This window comes from Reyranella sp., assembly GCF_044224635.1.
Lineage (GTDB): Bacteria > Pseudomonadota > Alphaproteobacteria > Reyranellales > Reyranellaceae > Reyranella.
Genome location: NZ_JBGAKA010000058.1, coordinates 1 through 15,306 on the forward strand (window position 1 = coordinate 1; position 15,306 = coordinate 15,306).

A 15,306-nucleotide genomic window follows, 5' to 3' on the forward strand; every position below is an offset into this window, starting at 1 on the left:
CCTCCCCGCGCTTCGCGCAGGGAGGAGCGATGAAAAGACTCGCCACCTTCCTCGCCGCTCTGCTGCTGGCCACCGGCGCGGTGGCGCAGGGGTATCCGGGTCAGCCGGTGCAGATCCTGGTGGGCTACGGGCCGGGCGGCGGGACGGACATTATGGCACGGGTGCTGGCGGGGCCGCTCTCCCGGCAGCTCGGCCAGCCGGTGGTGGTGCGCAACCTGGCCGGCGCGGGCGGACAGATCGCGGCGACGGCGCTGCTGAACGAAGGCGGCGACGGCCACGCCATCCTGGCGATCAACCATCCCGACCTGCTGATGACGATCGACACCGGCAACGCACCCTACAAGGCGGCCGACTTCCAGGTCGTGATGGTCGACGTCAAGGACCCGCGCGTGCTGCTGGTCGCCAACGGTTCCGACATCAGGAGCTTCGCCGACTTCGTCGCAGCTGCGAGGAAGGAGCCGGGCAAGCTCGCGATCTCCTATGCGCAGGGCAGCGCGCAGGAGCTGTTCGCGCAATGGCTGGTGGCGAGGCTCGGCGTCGACGTGCTGCTGGTGCCCTACAAGGGCGGCGCGCCGGCGGCCAACGCCATGCTGTCGGGCGAGGTCACGGCCAACCTGGGCGACGATTTCGGGCGCGTGAGCTTGCGCGATCGCGTGCGGGCGCTGTTCGTCGCCGCGCAGGACAGGAGCCCGCGCTGGCCCGAAGCGCCGACGCTCACGGCGGCGCTGGCGCCGTTCGGCATCGTGCCGCCCTCGCCCAACTTCCTCGCCCGCTACGGCATCTACGTCGTGCCGGCCTCGTTCAAGCTCGGCCATCCCGGCAACTACGCGACGCTGCAGAAGGCGCTTCTGCAGGCGCGCCATGATCCCGAGTTCCAGGCCTACCTCGCCAAGAACGAGATGCAGGATCTGTCGATCGGCAAGCCGGGCGAGGATTTCGAGTCGGCCTTCGCCGCCGACATGGCGGCGCTCAGGAAGCTGAAGCCGTGAGCTGCGTCATCCCGACCCTTGCGTCGGCTGCCCGCGGGGTTGGATCGACCTCAACGTGAAAGCCTCCCGCTGGACCCTTCCCTCCTTGACGACCTGGCGAACCAGGAAGTTGCCCACCGCACTCTTGTCGACCCAGTCCGCTGCCAACCGGGCAGCATCGGCGGCCGATAGCGAACGGCTGACCTTGCCACGAATGACAGCGCGCGGCCCGTCACACCGGAACTCGAACAGGTGGCCTTCCGGCAGCACGCCGGTCAACCGGCCGACGATCTCTTCATCCTTGTCGCTGACCGTGGTCGTGACGGCGCGGCGCGCCGCACGCGCCACGGCGTGGTCATCGAACGGCTTGTCGGCATTTCCCGCGATCAGGCGGAGAGTCGCCCCTTCCTGGCTGAGGTAGGAAAAGAAGTCCCGGACATCCTTGAGCACGCGTTCATCGACGTTGTCGACGGCCGCCTCGAACCTCTCCTCGTCCATCTCGGCGAACGCGCTCGACAACTCCATGACCTGGTCGAGCGCGGTCTTCAGCGAGGTATCCAGGAGCTGGCTCTGGGATTGCAGCTCTTCCAGCAGAAAACCGAACGATCCGCGCAGCACGTCCGTCACATGCAGGCGGGTCACCCCCTTGTTCGGCAAGGGGCCTCGCTGGCCGAGGCCGGTTTCGCTCTCGCGCGCGAACTGCTTCGCCACCAGATCCTGGATCATCGATACCGCGCGACCGGCAAACTCGCTCTCGATCCCGAGCGAGCCCACCACGGGACGCCCGCCGAAGAACACCGCCGCCTGGGCGTGGTGCTCCTCGTCAACGGGCAGCTCGGCCAGCTCGGCCTCGATCTCCTTCTTTCTGTCTTCCAGGCTCATGCGCGTGACCGCATCTTCGTCGGTCAACCGGCTCAACATGCCTTCGACAGCCGCCAGATCGGCGGATGCGAAGTCCCGGCGAAGTTTCCGAACGCTGCTCATGGCGGCAAACCCCTATCCGCTTGGACACCGCTTCCGGAAAGCATTCTCGGCCCTACTCGGCGGCAAGGGCCTTTCGCAAGCCCTCGGGGTCGGCCTTGATGGCGCGCAGCAAGGTCCGCGCGGGACCGCTCGGCTTCTTGGCTCCCCTCTCCCATTCCTGCACGGTGCGAATGCTGAAGTCATAGGTTGCGGCGAACTCGGCTTGCGTCATGCCGGTGGCGCGGCGGATGGCGCACACATCGATCTCCGGCGCCATGTCGGGCGCGGCGTCGGGGTTGGAGGCGATCTGACGGGCGATGTTCCTGTCCGTCATCGCGTCGATCTTCTTCCAATCCGTCGTTGCCAACGCGTCGCGCGCCGCCTTACTCAGTCTTCTCTTGACCATAACGCCTCACTTCCCTCCTGTTCGCCTTGCGCAGCGAGATCACCCGTCGCTCACTTTTCCTGTCGGCGTAGACACAGACGAAGAGTCGACCCTCGATAAAGCCAAAGGCGATCTCGCGAACTTCGCCGTAGTCGAACCGATCATCGATCACACGTACGTGCGGTCCAGCGAACAGGACCTCGGCCAATGCCAGGGAGACGCCGTGCTTCGCCCGGTTGACCGCGTCCTTGGCCGGATCGAAGACGTATCTCACCTTGATAGAGGTACGCCTCTGGCGTATGTCCCGCAAGCGCCAGCCAAGAGAGCGATACTATCGCTCAATGAGAAGTCTGAAGAGCGATAGTATCGCTTGTGTCCCCCTGCCGGATGACCCTCAGGGCCATGGCGCCGCAAGGGGCGACGTCTCAATCCGCAGACGGTCGCGTCGCCGCCGCGCGCCGCAGCAACCCGTCCTCCGACCCGCACAGAGGCACGGGATAGATGAGCGCCTGGCCCGAATAGAGCACGACGACCCGCTCGGGCCCGGCGAAGAACGCCGCGTCAGGAGGCGCGGCCAATCCCCAATCGCGCAGCAAGGCGCCGGTCTCGGAGTCCCACAGGCGCACCCGGTTGCCGCCCGGCGGAGTGCCGCCGCTCGCCATCACGACGCCGCTCGTCGACACCACGCAGGCGCCCGTCGGATTGAAGGACGCGGACGTGACGGCGTCGCTGTGCGCCAGTCGCAGCACGCTCCCCGTCCTGGGCGTCTGCAGCAGGACCTGCTGTCCGGCGAGGCGCAGCGATCGCCCGTCCGACTCCAGGCGCGCCGCCTGGGCGAGCGGCGCCATGTCCTTCGGCCTGTCCGACACTTCGGCACCGGAGGCGGTGTTCCAGCCGCGCCAGCGCCCGCCCTGCTTCGTCGCGATCACCGACCCGTCCGGCGCCAGCTCGAGGTCGGCCAGTCCCTGCGCCTGTCCTGCCTGGAATCTTGCCTCGTACCGGAGCGGCAGGCGGTGCCGGGGAAGCCAGCGCTCGATGCTCCAGGCCACCAGCTTGCCGCCGGCATAGCGGGCGATCAGCTCCCGGCCCGAGGGCGAGAAGCGGGCGGCGACGAGCTCGCCCCAGGTGCCCTCGAGGGTGACGAGCGGATCCTGGATCAGCTCCTTGTTTCGGGCATCCAGCCCGAACAGGCTGGCCTGGCCGTTGCTGAAGACGACGCTCAGGAGCGCGCCGTCGGCCGAGAAATCCGGCGTGTAGGCACGGGCGCCGGGACCCTGGAACTTTCCCGCGACCTTTCCCTGCTTGACGTCCCACAGCGTCGTCAGGCCGCCCCGGTCGGTCGTCGCCAGCAGCGTCTCGTCGGTGCTGAAGGCCACATCCTCGACGGAGATCTCGTCACCGGTATCGTGCAGGAACGGCCTGGTCCTCTCGCGCGTGTCGAGCACGGCGAACCCCATGAGCCATTTCGACACCAGCCAGGTTCCCTTGGGGCTCCAGGCCACGCCGGCAGTCGAGAAGGCGCCCGTCTGCGTCTGCACCTTGCCCGACGCCAGGTCGATGAGGGCGAGACGACCCTTTCCGCCGCCTTCCGTCGCGACGGCCAGCCGCCGGCCATCGGGGCTCACGGCCCACGACGCCTCGGAGAGATCAGGCAGCGCGATGCCCTGGAGGACGCGTTCGGATCCGTCGGGCTGCAGCGCGACCAGCCTTGCCCTTCCCTCGCGCACGACGAGAGCCCTTGGCGCGCCATCGGCCGACGACGCGAGCCAGCTCAGGGTGCCCTTCACCGTCGCCAGGCGCTTGCCGGTGGCGATGTCATGGACCGAGGTCCCCTCCTCGAAGTCGGCCAGCGCGACGAGCCGGCCGTCCGACGAGAATTGGATGCCGCCGGTCGGCTTGCCCTCCGTGGCAAGCTGGAGGAGCGGCTTTCCCGTCCGCGCGTCGAGGACGCGCGCGCCCGCCTCTCCATCGGCGACGACGAGGCGTTGCCCGTCGGGCGAGAAGACCATGGGATCGTTGGGGCCGCCCTCCGGGGCGACCGAGGCCTGAAGCTCGGGCAGGCTCGCCTGCGCGGCGCGCAGTGCACTCACGGCGAGCGGCGTCCGGCGCTTGCCGATCGCGTCCAGCGCCAGCGCGGTGCCGCGATCGGGATCGCTGCTGGCGATGCCCAGGGCCTGGCTCGCGAGGTCGTTCGACTCGGCGAGGCGGGAGGCGTTGTTGGCCACGAAGGCCGCGACCGCCAGGGCGACCGAGATTGCCGTGACGCCGGCACCCCATTGCAGCCGCTGGCGGACCTTGCGGCGGTGCTCGCGCATCTCGATCTCGGCGCGGCTGCAGTTGCAGAGGTCGGCGAGGAGCTTGAACCAGGCCGTCCGGCAGGGCGGCGAGTCGAGCTTCGAGGCCTTGGGGTCGAAGTCGCGATAGTCGGCGGCCAGCGGCAATTCGAGGATCTCGCAGAGCGCAGCCGGGAAGGCGAACTGGGAATCGTCGGGAGACCCCGACGTCTCCGGACGCCCGGCGATCAGGACGGGAATCAGATCGCCGGCGGCATGGGTCCTGGCGAAGCTCCTGATCTCGTCATCGACAAACTTGCTGGCCCGCGCATTGGGCGAGCAGAGGACGATCAGCTTGCGCGAGCCCGCCAGATGATGGCGGACGGCCTGGAAGTATTCCGTGCCGGTAAAATCCTCCTCGTCGCGGAACACGTTCAGGCGGCGCCGGGCAACGGGCAGCCCGCTCGGCGGGGTGTAGCCGTTCAGCGCGCGCTGCAGCAGCACGGCGAACGGCCGGTCCTTGCGGGAGTAGCTGATGAAGGCATCGTGGAAGGTCGGGTCGCCTGCCTGCTGGTGCACCATGGAGCTGGGTTCCTTCCGCCGACATTGTACGCGGTCGATGGCCTTCAGCGTTCGCTCGTCCAGGATTGTAGTTCTGACGATCCGCTATACCCAAGGCAATCGGCTCGCGGCCGATGCCGAAGCGCAGGTGACCAGCGTTGACACAGTCGACGCCAGCGGCAAAGGCAATCGCGCAAATGGTCAAGGAAAGCTGCCCGGAGAACTTCCGGGCCCATGAGCCGACCAAAGCCATCGCAGGACCCAGACGGCGATTGCGAGACGACTCAAGGCCGGACGGGACGCCCTCTCGACGCTCGAGACGCGGAGCGACAGCTACAGCTCGACCTGCGAGGCGTCCTGGAGACAAATAGGGGGCGAGCTGGCGCTGATCGCCCGCCTTCCCGGCCGGCCGCGGGGTCCGCCTCCTGCCCCGACTTCTCGCTGCACCCCTATTGCTGGCTCACGAAATCCGTCGGCTGGAACACTGTCGGCGGCAATTGTCCGGACGGCACCAGAACGCCCGCCGTGCCCGTGATGCCCGTCGGTTGGCTGATGGCCGAGGGGAGCGGTGCAGGCGGCGAGGATGACAGGGTGTCCACGACCTGCTGAACCGTCGCCGGGCTCGCATTCCCGCTCGCGAGGAATTGCGCCACGATCCGATTCACGGTCGCGACGTCGCCACTGGCGAGCCCGTTGATCTCCGCCGGGGTGAGAGAAGGCGGCTGGTATCCGGGGGGAGCCAGGTTGGCGAGCGGGCCCGTCGGATCCGGAAGGACGGCGGAACCCTCGGGTATCGGCACGGGTCCGACGTCCTGCAACGGCATCGCAAACACGAGAGGCCCCATGCCCTGCAAGGGGCCCGAAGCCTGCAGCGGTCCCATCCCGTGAAGCGGACCGCCGTCGGGCAGGGGATCGGCGCCCTGCAGCGGTCCCGACGACGCGAGGGGAGATGCACTTCCCGACGGACCTGCCGAAGCCGGCCGCACGCCGATGCCGAACGACCATTGCGCCTGCTGCGCCGCCGCAAGACTGGCGAGGGCGACATCGGGACCGATGCCGGAATTCAGTTGGGCCAACCCCGATTCGGCCAAGGCCTGGCTGATGGCCGCTCTCAGCGTCGCGGCCTGCGCATCGCCTGGCGTGCCGGTCGGCGGCGCGCCGCCCAACTCGAGAGCCAACAGGGCGATCGGGCCGCCCGGAGGGATCGGAACCGGCGGCGAGGGCGGCTGGCCTGGCTCGACCGAGATCTGGAAGTTGGGGCCCGCCCGCTGCGTGACGCCCTGACTGGTGACCGTGAGCGATACCCCGAAGAGAAGGCCCGCCGTGGTCGCCCCGGAAGGGCTCACGATGAAGACAGCGATGCCGCCTCGGATGCCCATGGTCGCCGTCGGCGACGTGACGGTGATCGTCGAGGTCTTGCTGACCAGGCCGCCGACGACGCGCATGCTTCCCTTGACGGTCGCCAGGCTCAGCTCGCCGAGGCCGCGATTCGGATCGAACACGAACTTGTCGAGCACCACCACGCTGCTGGGACCGATGGTCAACGAGGTGTTGTCCAGAAACACCACATGCGCCCGATCCCATGCCCCGGTGGTGACGCGTTCGTTGGCCTGCAGGTCGTTGCCGATCCTCAGAACGCGCTCGGTTTCGTTGGGAGGCTTGCCCTTCGGCTCTCCCTGGACCACCGATGCCTTGCCGACGTCCGCCGAGACCCGGGGCACCGCGACCGTGAAGGCCAGGGCAAGCGAAGCCGACCAGAGGCCCAGGCTCGCCATGCGCAGACGTCGCGCACGCCGAGGCCGATCTGGCGGCGTCATGTCCTGGCCTTCAGGTACCGGTTCGCCCGCTCCTTGACCAACGCCGTGGCGTTGGGCGAGGCGATCGCGCTTCGCAGGTACACGCGAGCGGTCTCGAATGATCCCAGGCGGAAGTAGAGGACGCCCAGCTCGAGCTTGACGTCGGGCAGATCGCCGCTGATCAAGAGCAGTCGCTCGAGCGCGGAGATCGCCCCTTCGAGGTCGCCGATCTCCACGGCGATCGTCGCGAAGGCAGCCAGGGCCTTCGCATCCGACGGTGTCAGCAAGGTCTGTCGCAGCGCCGCGTCATAAGCGGCATATCTGCCCGACAGTGCCGGTGCTTGACCCGTCTGCCCCGACTGGGCATCGGCATCCCGCGCGTTCATCTGGACTGCAGCCGCGACGGCAGCCAGCGACACCACCGCGCGACGGATCGTTGCCGCCCAACCCTCGATCCTCGAAGAGTCGAGGCGCGCACGCACAACACCCCAACGGTTGTTTGCGCCCACCGAGCCCACCCCTGCCGCCGGCCTCCCCAGCCCGACAGCCATTAGCCATTTGGCAGCATGCATCATCGTCGTGGTCGCAACAAGGCGGAGCCGCCGGACCGCCGATCACGATGGCGGTAGCGGCGATGCGCGCTCGCCGGGCCGCTCGGCTTGTCGGGTCGGGAGGTCCTGTCCGCCTCAGGCCGTTCGACGCATCGGATTGACGACCGCGGGCAACAAGCCAGTTAACATGTTGCTATATGAACCGGAGATTGCGCGATAGGGTTTCCTCCCGGTAGAGATCCATGACGACGTACACGGTCAAGATTGTCAGGACGCCTTCAGGCGGGCGCGCCGATTGGAGCGACCCGGCGAGCTGGGTCGGCGGCGTGGTCGCGGGCAGCCCGGATGGAGATGTCGCGTTTGAAATGGCGACAATTCCTTCGATGGGCGAGCTCGTCGCCGGGAACGTGACGATCGGCGCGGGAACGAGCTACACGATCGGATCGATCACCCTGCCCGGCAACCGCCCGGGATTGAACGGCGCCCTGTCGGTGGCCGGCGCCGTGACCAGGCTCGCCGCACCATGACCATGCGCTCCTCCGGCCGGCGGCCCGCGCTGCGGGGCGGGCTGGCGCTGTCGGGGGCCACGGTCGTCGTCTGCCTGCTCGTGGCCGAGCTCGTCTCGCGTCTCGCGGACCCCGGCGCATCGCTGTGGCGCTGGCCGAACTACGCGGTCGCCGCGCCGATGACCGCGCCGGGGGAGGCGCAATTCGCCTACGATCCCACGCTGGGCTGGGCGCCGATCCCCGGCTCCTCGGGCACCATGCTCGGCAAGCCCCTCACCTTCACCGCGGCGGGCACGCGCGAGCAGAACCGCGATCGGCCGCCGGCGGCCGGCCCGTCGGCCGGCTCCTCGACCGACCCCTCGATCGGCGCCTCGACCGGTCCCTTGATCATCGCGTTCGGCGATTCCATGACCGAGGGGTTCGCGGTCGGCAACGACGAGACCTGGCCGGCCCATCTCGAGCGCCTCACCGGCCGCCCCGTGCTCAATGCCGGCGTGCGCGGCTACGGCCTCGACCAGATGGTGCTGCGGGCGGAGCGCATGATCCCCGAGATCAGGCCGTCGACGGTGGTCCTGGCCTTCATCGCCGACGACATCCCGCGCACCGCGCTGTCGGTGCGGGACGCCAGGCGCAAGCCCTACTTTCTCTCCGACGGCGAGGGCCTCGCGCGGCACAACGTGCCGGTGCAGGGCGCCGCCCGCTGGTCTCTGATGGGGACGGCCCGCCAGGTCCTCGGCTACTCCCACCTGCTCGACCGGATCATGAGCCGCCTGGGCGTGCAGCAATCCTGGCATGGCCGCGAGGTCGGCACGGGGGCCGACCCGTTCGTCGTGTCCTGTCGCCTGATGGAGCGGTTCGCAGCCCTGGTGACGCGCGAGGGCGCCAAAGCCCTGGTGGCGGCGTTGCCCGAGCAGGGAGTGTTCCTCGATGCCAAGGCCGCCGCCGGCCAGCACGCGGCGTTGACTCGGGTGCTCGGCTGCGCGGCCAGGGTGGGCCTGCCGACGCTCGACACGCTGGCGGCGTTCGAGAAGGAGAACGCCGGGCGCGACATCGACGCCTACTATACGCTGATGCACTTCACCGACCGCGGCGGTGCCCTCGCCGCGCGCGCGATCGCTGCGGCGCTGGCCAGCCGCGGGGAGTGAACGCCACGCCGTTCGGCGCGACGCCGCCGGGCCGCTGCCGTCCTACCGGTGCAGCGGCCGCGCCTCCGCCTCGATGACGTCGAGCGGCCGGTCGCCGAGCGTCGCCTCGAAGGCGCGCAGGCGCTTGTAGACCGAGATCAGCGACACGATCGTCGTCCACGACCGGACCAGGTACTGGAACGAGCTCTCGACCCGGCCGAAGGCGCGGATGACCTGCTGCATGACGCCGAGCGTCAGGCCGCCGGCCACGATCGACGGCGCCAGCGCGATGTAGGGCACCAGCACGCTGGCCTGCAGGTAGCCGTAGCGGACGATGTTGAAGTAGAGAAAGTTCCAGTACAGGCGGAAGTAGTTGGCCCGCACGTCGCGGAACAGCGCGTGCAGCGTCGGCGCCTGGGCGCGCTCGGCGACATCCTCGCCCAGCACCAGCTCCTTGCGGTAGGCCGCCTCGACGCGCTGGTTGCGGAACTCGAGCCCGGGCAGCCGGATGCCGGCGAGGGCGAGGCCGGCGGTGCCGAGCACGGCCCAGATGACGGCGACGAACACCAGCGCCTGCGGCACCTCGCCGACCAGCGGCAGCTCCTTCACGTGGACGCTGAGCCCCCACAGGATCGGCAGGAACGCGATCAGGGTCATCAGCGCCTCGACGAGGTTCGCGCCGAGGCCTTCCACGGTCTGGGCGAATTTCTGCGTATCCTCCTGGATGCGCTGCGAGGCGCCTTCGATGTGGCGCAGACGATGCCAGTGCTCGACGTAGTAGTCGTTCATCGCCGTGCGCCAGCGGAACACGTAGTGGCTGGTGATGAAGGCCGTGACGACGGCGGTGAAGATGTAGACCCCGGCGATGCCGCCGAAGGTCGCGAGCTGCCCGAAGAACTGGTCCAGCGTGACGGCGCCCGGCTTGGCCAGGGCCTGCTGGACCATGTTGTAGAAGGTGCCGAACCAGTTGTTGATCATCACGTCGAGCTGAACCGAGAACCACAGCAGGAAGATGATGAGCGCCGAGACGGCGACCGACCAACGGGACCAGCGATGCGGCATCAGCCAGCCGACCAGGCCGACGAAGATCGCCTCGACGGCGATCATGTACTGGAATAGCCAGATGTTGCGCGCGGTCTCGACCGCGACGGCCGCTCCATCGGCGCCGGCCGGCGGATAGGCAAACCCGGCCAGCCCGCCCAGGCTGAGCTGGGGGCCGAGATCGCGGGCCACGCCGTACCACAGGGCCATGCTGAGCGCGGTCCAGACCAGGGCCGCCGGGAAGAAGAGCTTCGGGCTCGGGAAGAAAGAGGCAAACATCATCCATCCATAGGGCTCAAACAGGCGCAAGGACATCGCGTTCGGCGCGGGCCGGCGGCTTTACCGGCCAATTCCCTGATCCAGACACGACAAAGCCGCCCGCAGGCGGCGCTATCCCGGACACAACGAGGCCCAGACACAACAAAGCCGCCCGTAGGCGGCTTTGTGCCGACTGCTGTCGACCCGTATTACGAGCAGACCTGGGCCAAGGCAGGAACGATCCCGTTGGCGGCGGCTGCATAGGTCGCCAGTGTCGCATTGGTCAGATTCACGGGATCACCTCCTTTCGATGTTGATGGGAGCGTAAGCGTCGCACAGCGCGGGCGCGCGGTAAACAGCAGTGACCTGACAGAGTGTCGCTCCTCTCGCGCGCCCGCCCGGTCGCGCGCCGATCTGGCCTGTCGCTTCCTCGAGGCGATCTCTTTCCGTGGCCGAACGCGTGAGCCAGCGGTGGCGGCGCCGGCCAACGAGCTCGGCGCGGGCTGTTGCATCGCGAGCGTCGGCAGGCCAAGCTTGACTCCTTGGCGCCAGGCGTTCCTTCGGCATTGCGGATCTCTCCGGCTCAAGAGGCTGCTCATGACCCGTCGACATGGCTTGATCCCGATTGCGCTCGCTCTGACCGTCCTGTGCGGAGGCGCCAGCGCCGCCTGGGCACAGACCTTCCCGAATATGAAGGGTGCCTGGACCGGCACGAGCAGGAGCATCGTCCTCGGCCCGGCGCCCCATCACAAGGACAACCCGGCGGCGAGGGCGGTCGGCGGCGACGTTCGGTTGAGCGAGATGAAGTTCACGATCACGGTCGAGGGCCAGGAGGGCAATCGATTCTGGGGCCACATCTCGTCGTCGGTCATGACCGAGCCCCTGATCGGAGCGTTCAGCTCGGACGGCAAGCGCTTCCGCATCGTGCAGCGCCAGAACGGCATGCTCGACGGCGTGATGTCGGGCGCCGACAAGTTCGAGACGTTCTATTCCGACGCGAAGCCCAACCTCATCGCCGTGGGAGTCACCGAATACACGCGGGAGAGATAGGTGAGGAACCCCATGCCGCAGACCAAGCCTTCGGACGCGGCCGCCACCGCCGGCATCCACGGCGTGCAGCATGTCGACATCGCCGTGGTCGGCGCAGGCTTCGCCGGCCTCTACCTGCTGCACCGCCTGCGCCAGGCCGGCTTCACGGCGCAGGGGCTGGAGGCGGGCGACGATGTCGGCGGCACCTGGTACTGGAACCGCTATCCCGGCGCGCGCTGCGACATCCAGACGACCGACTACAGCTTCACCTTCGATCCGGCGCTCGAGGCGGCGTGGCAGTGGTCGGAGAAATACGCCACCCAGCCCGAGATCCTGCGCTATCTCGGCTTCGTCGCCGATCGCTACGATCTCAGGCGCGACATCCGCTTCGGCACGCGGGTCACCGCGGCGCGCTGGAACGAGGCGACCGGGCGCTGGTTGCTCGCGACCGGCGCGGGTCCGTCGGTGTCATGCCGCTGCTACATCATGGCGAGCGGCTGCCTCTCCGAGCCCAAGCCGCCCGAGATCGACGGCGTCGGCGACTTCACGGGCGAGGTCTACGTCACCGGGCGCTGGCCGCACGACGGCGTCGACTTCGCCGGCAAGCGCGTCGCGGTGATCGGCACCGGCTCGTCGGGCATCCAGGCGATCCCGCTGATCGCCGAGCAGGCGGCGCATCTCACGGTGTTCCAGCGCACGCCGAACTTCGCCTTCCCGGCGCACAACGGGCCGCAGCCGGCGCATCGCGTGGCGCCCCTGGTGCAGGATCTCGCGGCCTACCGGCAGCAGGCGCGGCAGTCGCTGTCGGGCGTGCCGCTGCCGCGCGCCACCGAGTTCAGCTGGCAGCTCGGCGAGGACGAGCGGCGGCGGCGCTTCGAGGAGGCGCTGGCGGCCGGCGATCTCGTGGTCATGCTGTCGCAGCTGTGGGCCGACCAGGGCGGCGACCTCGAGGGCAACGCGCTCGCCGCCGATTTACTGCGCGGCTACATCCATTCGGTCGTGAAGGATCCGGCGACGGCGGAGGCGCTGACGCCGCGCGACCATCCGTTCGGCTCCAAGCGGCCGTGCCTGGAGACCAACTACTACGCGACCTACAACCGGCCGAACGTCGGCCTGGTCAACCTGCGGCAGGAACCGATCGAGGCGATCACGCCATCCGGCATCAAGACGACGCGGCGTGCCATCGACGTCGACGCGATCGTGTTCGCGACCGGCTTCGACGCCATGACCGGCGCCATCCTGGCGGTGCATCCGATCACCGGCCGCGACGGCCGGTCGATCGACGCCGTGTGGGCGCAGGGACCGCAGACCTATCTCGGCCTCACCGTGGCAGGCTTCCCCAACCTGTTCCTGATCACCGGGCCGGGCAGCCCGTCGGTGCTGTCGAACATGTCGGTGTCGATCGAGCAGCATGTCGACTGGGTGGTCGACCGCCTGATCGACATGCGCACGGCGGGCTTCACCACCATCGAGGCGACCGAGACGGCGCAAGCCGGCTGGCAGCGCCATCTCGCCGACTGCACGGCGCTGTCGCTGCATCGCCTGGCCAACACCTGGTACACGGGCGCCAACGTGCCGGGCAAGGCGCAGGGCGTGATGCCCTATACCGGCGGCGTCGGTCCCTACCGTACGATCTGCGACGACGTGGTGACGCGCGGCATGCTCGGTTTCCGGCTGAGCGGGCCGAGCAGCACGGTACAGTGCAACGACGGCGAGATCGTGCGCCTGCAGCCCGACGTGCGCCTGGTGCTGAGCATGCTGGCCGATCTCGAGCTGCCGCCGATCGAATCGATGGGCGCGGCGGGCGCGCGTGCCTTCGTCGCCCAGTTCAACGCGACGCGGCCGGCCGGCCGGCCGGTCGGCGAGGTTCTGGACGGCACGCTGCCGGGTGCCGACGGCGGCGCGCTGGCGTGGCGGCTCTACCGGCCGCCGACATCGGGACCGCATCCGATCGTGGTCTACTTCCATGGTGGCGGCTGGGTGCTGGGCGATGCGGCGTCGGACGATCCGTTCTGCCGCGATCTCTGCCGGCGCAGCGGCATGGCCGTGCTGAGCGCCGATTACCGCCACGCGCCGGAGCATCGCTTCCCCGCAGCCGCCGAGGACGGCTACGCCGCGCTCCGCTGGGTAGCCGAGCATGCATCCGAGCTGGGCGGCCGGCCGGGCCCGCTGCTGGTCGCCGGCTGGAGCGCCGGCGGCAACATCGCGGCCGTGACCTGCCAGCTGGCGCGCGACCGCGGCGGGCCAGCGATCGCGGGCCAGCTGCTGGTCTGCCCGGTCACCGACGGCGCGACGGTCGACAGGCCGTCCTACAGCGAGAACGCATCGGGCTATTTCCTGACGCGCGGGCTGATGCACTGGTTCTGGGATCTCTATTGCGCGCCAGCCGAGCGCAGCGATCCGCGCGCGTCGCCCCTCCGGGGCAGGCTCGAAGGCCTGCCGCCGGCTTTGGTCGTGACCGCGGAGCTCGACCCGCTGCGCGACGAGGGCATTGCCTACGCCGAGGCGATGACGGCGGCCGGCGTGCCGGTCGAGCAGCTCCAGGCGCGCGGCCATTTCCACTCGTCCTTCACCATGGTCGACGTGATCGCGACCGCGGTCAGCGGGCGGGACAAGATGGCCGAGGCGCTGCGAAGATTCGCCGGCGTCGACGAGGCGACGGCGTTGCCGCGGGCGGCGGAATAGCCCGGGACGGGCATCTTCATGGCGACCGCGGACGCCGGGGGCGGTGGGGCTTGAACTTCCCCGGCGCTTGCCTCGGTCAGCTCGGCCAGTTCGCGCGCATGCGATCGACCTCGGCCTGGGACGGCCGATAGGGCGGCGCCTTGGGGTCGAAGCTCCTCCATCCTTCCTTGCGATACTCGGCGTCGCGCAGGACGGGATCGACCGGCTTGTAGCCTGCCAGGATGGCCTCGGCCCGGCTGACCTCGGCGTCGGGCACACGCGCCGTCACCAGGGTGCCGCCTCGCCGTACCGCCTCAGAATAAACGTCGGCGTGGAGGCGATCCTCCCCGGCATCGATCAGCGCGCCGGCGACCCCGCCGGTTGCCGCTCCCGCCGCCGCACCGACGGCGGTGGCGGCCAGCCAACCCGCGGCCACGACCGGTCCAAGCCCCGGAATGGCAATCAGGCCCAATCCGGCCAGCAGGCCGGCCGCGCCGCCGACCGCGCCGCCCACGCCGGCGCCCTTGGCCGCATCGGAGACGTCGTCGACGTCGGCGTACTTGGCGCTGACATACTTGTTGGCGACGAGGCTGATGTCCCTGGCGGGGATGCCGGCCCTCTCGAGGGCGTTGACGGCTGCGTTGGCCTGGGCATAGCTGTCGTAAACTCGGCTGACGGTCTTCATGCGTGCCTCCTTCTCTGCTGCTGCGCCCTATTGCTGCGCCGTCGTGACGACGTTGCCCTTGTAGTCGACGGCGACCTGGACCGACTTGCCTTCCTGCTGGGCTGTGCCGCGCCAGATGCCATCGTCGTCCTTCCTCAGGCTCGACACGTTGGCGAGGCCCTGCGCAACGGCGCGATCCTTGGCCTGCCCCTCGGTGAAGCTGTTGGCGCCCTTGAGCGGCGCCCCTGCCTCGGCCTTGCGCGGTGCATAGACATCGGCCTTGCAGGCATCCATGAACTCGGCCTGCGTGATCTTGCCTTCCGTCGCATAGACCTTGTTGCCGATGCGCATCAGCGCCACGTAGCGGGCGGATTCCGCATCGGAGAGAACGCCGTCGGCGTTGGCATCGGCTTTCTTCCACATATCCTGGCACTCGGCATCGCTGGCCGCCCATGCCGGCGCGGCAAAGCCGACGGCGGCGAGCGCCGCGATCGCAACAAACCTCGTCATCGATAACTCCCGT

14 protein-coding genes are annotated in these 15,306 nt (G+C 69.1%); 5 read left to right on the top strand and 9 right to left on the bottom strand.

Going from position 1 to position 15,306, the window contains the following annotated elements:
• Window positions 1–29: 29 nt before the first annotated feature.
• On the top strand, window positions 30–989 hold the full coding sequence (locus ACILR9_RS32750) for a Bug family tripartite tricarboxylate transporter substrate binding protein (RefSeq protein ID WP_395714187.1): 960 nt from the start codon (window positions 30–32) through the stop codon (window positions 987–989).
• 6 nt (window positions 990–995) lie between these two features.
• Here ACILR9_RS32750 and ACILR9_RS32755 read toward each other — a convergent pair whose 3' ends face one another.
• The 6 genes from ACILR9_RS32755 to ACILR9_RS32780 form a co-directional block, all read right to left on the bottom strand.
• Window positions 996–1,952, bottom strand: coding sequence for a hypothetical protein (locus ACILR9_RS32755; RefSeq protein ID WP_395714188.1), 957 nt, complete (start codon window positions 1,950–1,952; stop codon window positions 996–998).
• A gap of 52 nt (window positions 1,953–2,004) precedes the next feature.
• Entirely contained in the window at window positions 2,005–2,265 is a 261-nt protein-coding gene (locus ACILR9_RS32760; protein WP_395714189.1) for a helix-turn-helix domain-containing protein, read from the bottom strand.
• 49 nt (window positions 2,266–2,314) lie between these two features.
• Window positions 2,315–2,590, bottom strand: a complete 276-nt coding sequence (locus ACILR9_RS32765) for a BrnT family toxin (RefSeq protein WP_395714190.1) — start codon at window positions 2,588–2,590, stop codon at window positions 2,315–2,317.
• Window positions 2,591–2,741: 151 nt separating this feature from the next.
• Window positions 2,742–5,171 carry a toll/interleukin-1 receptor domain-containing protein gene (locus tag ACILR9_RS32770; protein ID WP_395714191.1) on the bottom strand — a complete coding sequence of 810 codons (2,430 nt, stop codon included), beginning with the start codon at window positions 5,169–5,171 and terminating at the stop codon, window positions 2,742–2,744.
• A 428-nt stretch (window positions 5,172–5,599) separates the two neighbouring features.
• Window positions 5,600–6,925: a FecR domain-containing protein gene (locus ACILR9_RS32775; RefSeq protein ID WP_395714192.1), complete on the bottom strand. Its 1,326-nt coding sequence runs from the start codon at window positions 6,923–6,925 to the stop codon at window positions 5,600–5,602.
• 38 nt (window positions 6,926–6,963) lie between these two features.
• Window positions 6,964–7,464, bottom strand: coding sequence for a tetratricopeptide repeat protein (locus tag ACILR9_RS32780; RefSeq protein WP_395714193.1), 501 nt, complete (start codon window positions 7,462–7,464; stop codon window positions 6,964–6,966).
• A gap of 275 nt (window positions 7,465–7,739) precedes the next feature.
• Here ACILR9_RS32780 and ACILR9_RS32785 point away from each other — a divergent pair, with 275 nt between their 5' ends.
• Together ACILR9_RS32785 and ACILR9_RS32790 are read left to right on the top strand one after the other, a co-directional pair.
• Window positions 7,740–8,024 (top strand): hypothetical protein, encoded by a 285-nt coding sequence (locus ACILR9_RS32785; protein WP_395714194.1) that lies wholly within the window; start codon window positions 7,740–7,742, stop codon window positions 8,022–8,024.
• Complete coding sequence (locus ACILR9_RS32790; RefSeq protein WP_395714195.1) at window positions 8,021–9,148, top strand: SGNH/GDSL hydrolase family protein; 1,128 nt, start codon at window positions 8,021–8,023, stop codon at window positions 9,146–9,148. The genes ACILR9_RS32785 and ACILR9_RS32790 overlap by 4 nt, the downstream gene beginning before the upstream one ends.
• A gap of 42 nt (window positions 9,149–9,190) precedes the next feature.
• On the opposite strand, the gene sbmA is transcribed toward ACILR9_RS32790, so the two are convergent.
• Window positions 9,191–10,447, bottom strand: a complete 1,257-nt coding sequence (gene sbmA / locus ACILR9_RS32795) for a peptide antibiotic transporter SbmA (RefSeq protein WP_395714239.1) — start codon at window positions 10,445–10,447, stop codon at window positions 9,191–9,193.
• Window positions 10,448–11,023: 576 nt separating this feature from the next.
• Here sbmA and ACILR9_RS32800 point away from each other — a divergent pair.
• On the top strand, window positions 11,024–11,476 hold the full coding sequence (locus tag ACILR9_RS32800) for a hypothetical protein (protein ID WP_395714196.1): 453 nt from the start codon (window positions 11,024–11,026) through the stop codon (window positions 11,474–11,476).
• 12 nt (window positions 11,477–11,488) lie between these two features.
• A complete protein-coding gene (locus ACILR9_RS32805) occupies window positions 11,489–14,140 on the top strand; it encodes an alpha/beta hydrolase fold domain-containing protein (protein ID WP_395714197.1) in 2,652 nt (883 codons plus the stop codon).
• 76 nt (window positions 14,141–14,216) lie between these two features.
• Here the strand turns inward: ACILR9_RS32805 and ACILR9_RS32810 are convergent, their stop codons facing one another.
• Complete coding sequence (locus ACILR9_RS32810) at window positions 14,217–14,804, bottom strand: hypothetical protein (RefSeq protein ID WP_395714198.1); 588 nt, start codon at window positions 14,802–14,804, stop codon at window positions 14,217–14,219.
• 27 nt (window positions 14,805–14,831) lie between these two features.
• Window positions 14,832–15,293 (bottom strand): hypothetical protein, encoded by a 462-nt coding sequence (locus ACILR9_RS32815; RefSeq protein WP_395714199.1) that lies wholly within the window; start codon window positions 15,291–15,293, stop codon window positions 14,832–14,834.
• Window positions 15,294–15,306 lie beyond the last annotated feature (13 nt).

What these genes read in the sequence shown, in the direction of transcription:
- ACILR9_RS32750 (WP_395714187.1), top strand. Translation starts at nt 30, where the DNA reads ATGAAAAGACTCGCCACCTTCCTCGCCGCTCTGCTGCTGGCCACCGGC.
- ACILR9_RS32755 (WP_395714188.1), bottom strand. Translation starts at nt 1,952, where the DNA reads ATGAGCAGCGTTCGGAAACTTCGCCGGGACTTCGCATCCGCCGATCTG.
- ACILR9_RS32760 (WP_395714189.1), bottom strand. Translation starts at nt 2,265, where the DNA reads ATGACGGACAGGAACATCGCCCGTCAGATCGCCTCCAACCCCGACGCC.
- ACILR9_RS32770 (WP_395714191.1), bottom strand. Translation starts at nt 5,171, where the DNA reads ATGGTGCACCAGCAGGCAGGCGACCCGACCTTCCACGATGCCTTCATC.
- ACILR9_RS32775 (WP_395714192.1), bottom strand. Translation starts at nt 6,925, where the DNA reads ATGGCGAGCCTGGGCCTCTGGTCGGCTTCGCTTGCCCTGGCCTTCACG.
- ACILR9_RS32785 (WP_395714194.1), top strand. Translation starts at nt 7,740, where the DNA reads ATGACGACGTACACGGTCAAGATTGTCAGGACGCCTTCAGGCGGGCGC.
- ACILR9_RS32790 (WP_395714195.1), top strand. Translation starts at nt 8,021, where the DNA reads ATGACCATGCGCTCCTCCGGCCGGCGGCCCGCGCTGCGGGGCGGGCTG.
- sbmA (WP_395714239.1), bottom strand. Translation starts at nt 10,447, where the DNA reads ATGTTTGCCTCTTTCTTCCCGAGCCCGAAGCTCTTCTTCCCGGCGGCC.
- ACILR9_RS32800 (WP_395714196.1), top strand. Translation starts at nt 11,024, where the DNA reads ATGACCCGTCGACATGGCTTGATCCCGATTGCGCTCGCTCTGACCGTC.
- ACILR9_RS32805 (WP_395714197.1), top strand. Translation starts at nt 11,489, where the DNA reads ATGCCGCAGACCAAGCCTTCGGACGCGGCCGCCACCGCCGGCATCCAC.
- ACILR9_RS32810 (WP_395714198.1), bottom strand. Translation starts at nt 14,804, where the DNA reads ATGAAGACCGTCAGCCGAGTTTACGACAGCTATGCCCAGGCCAACGCA.
- ACILR9_RS32815 (WP_395714199.1), bottom strand. Translation starts at nt 15,293, where the DNA reads ATGACGAGGTTTGTTGCGATCGCGGCGCTCGCCGCCGTCGGCTTTGCC.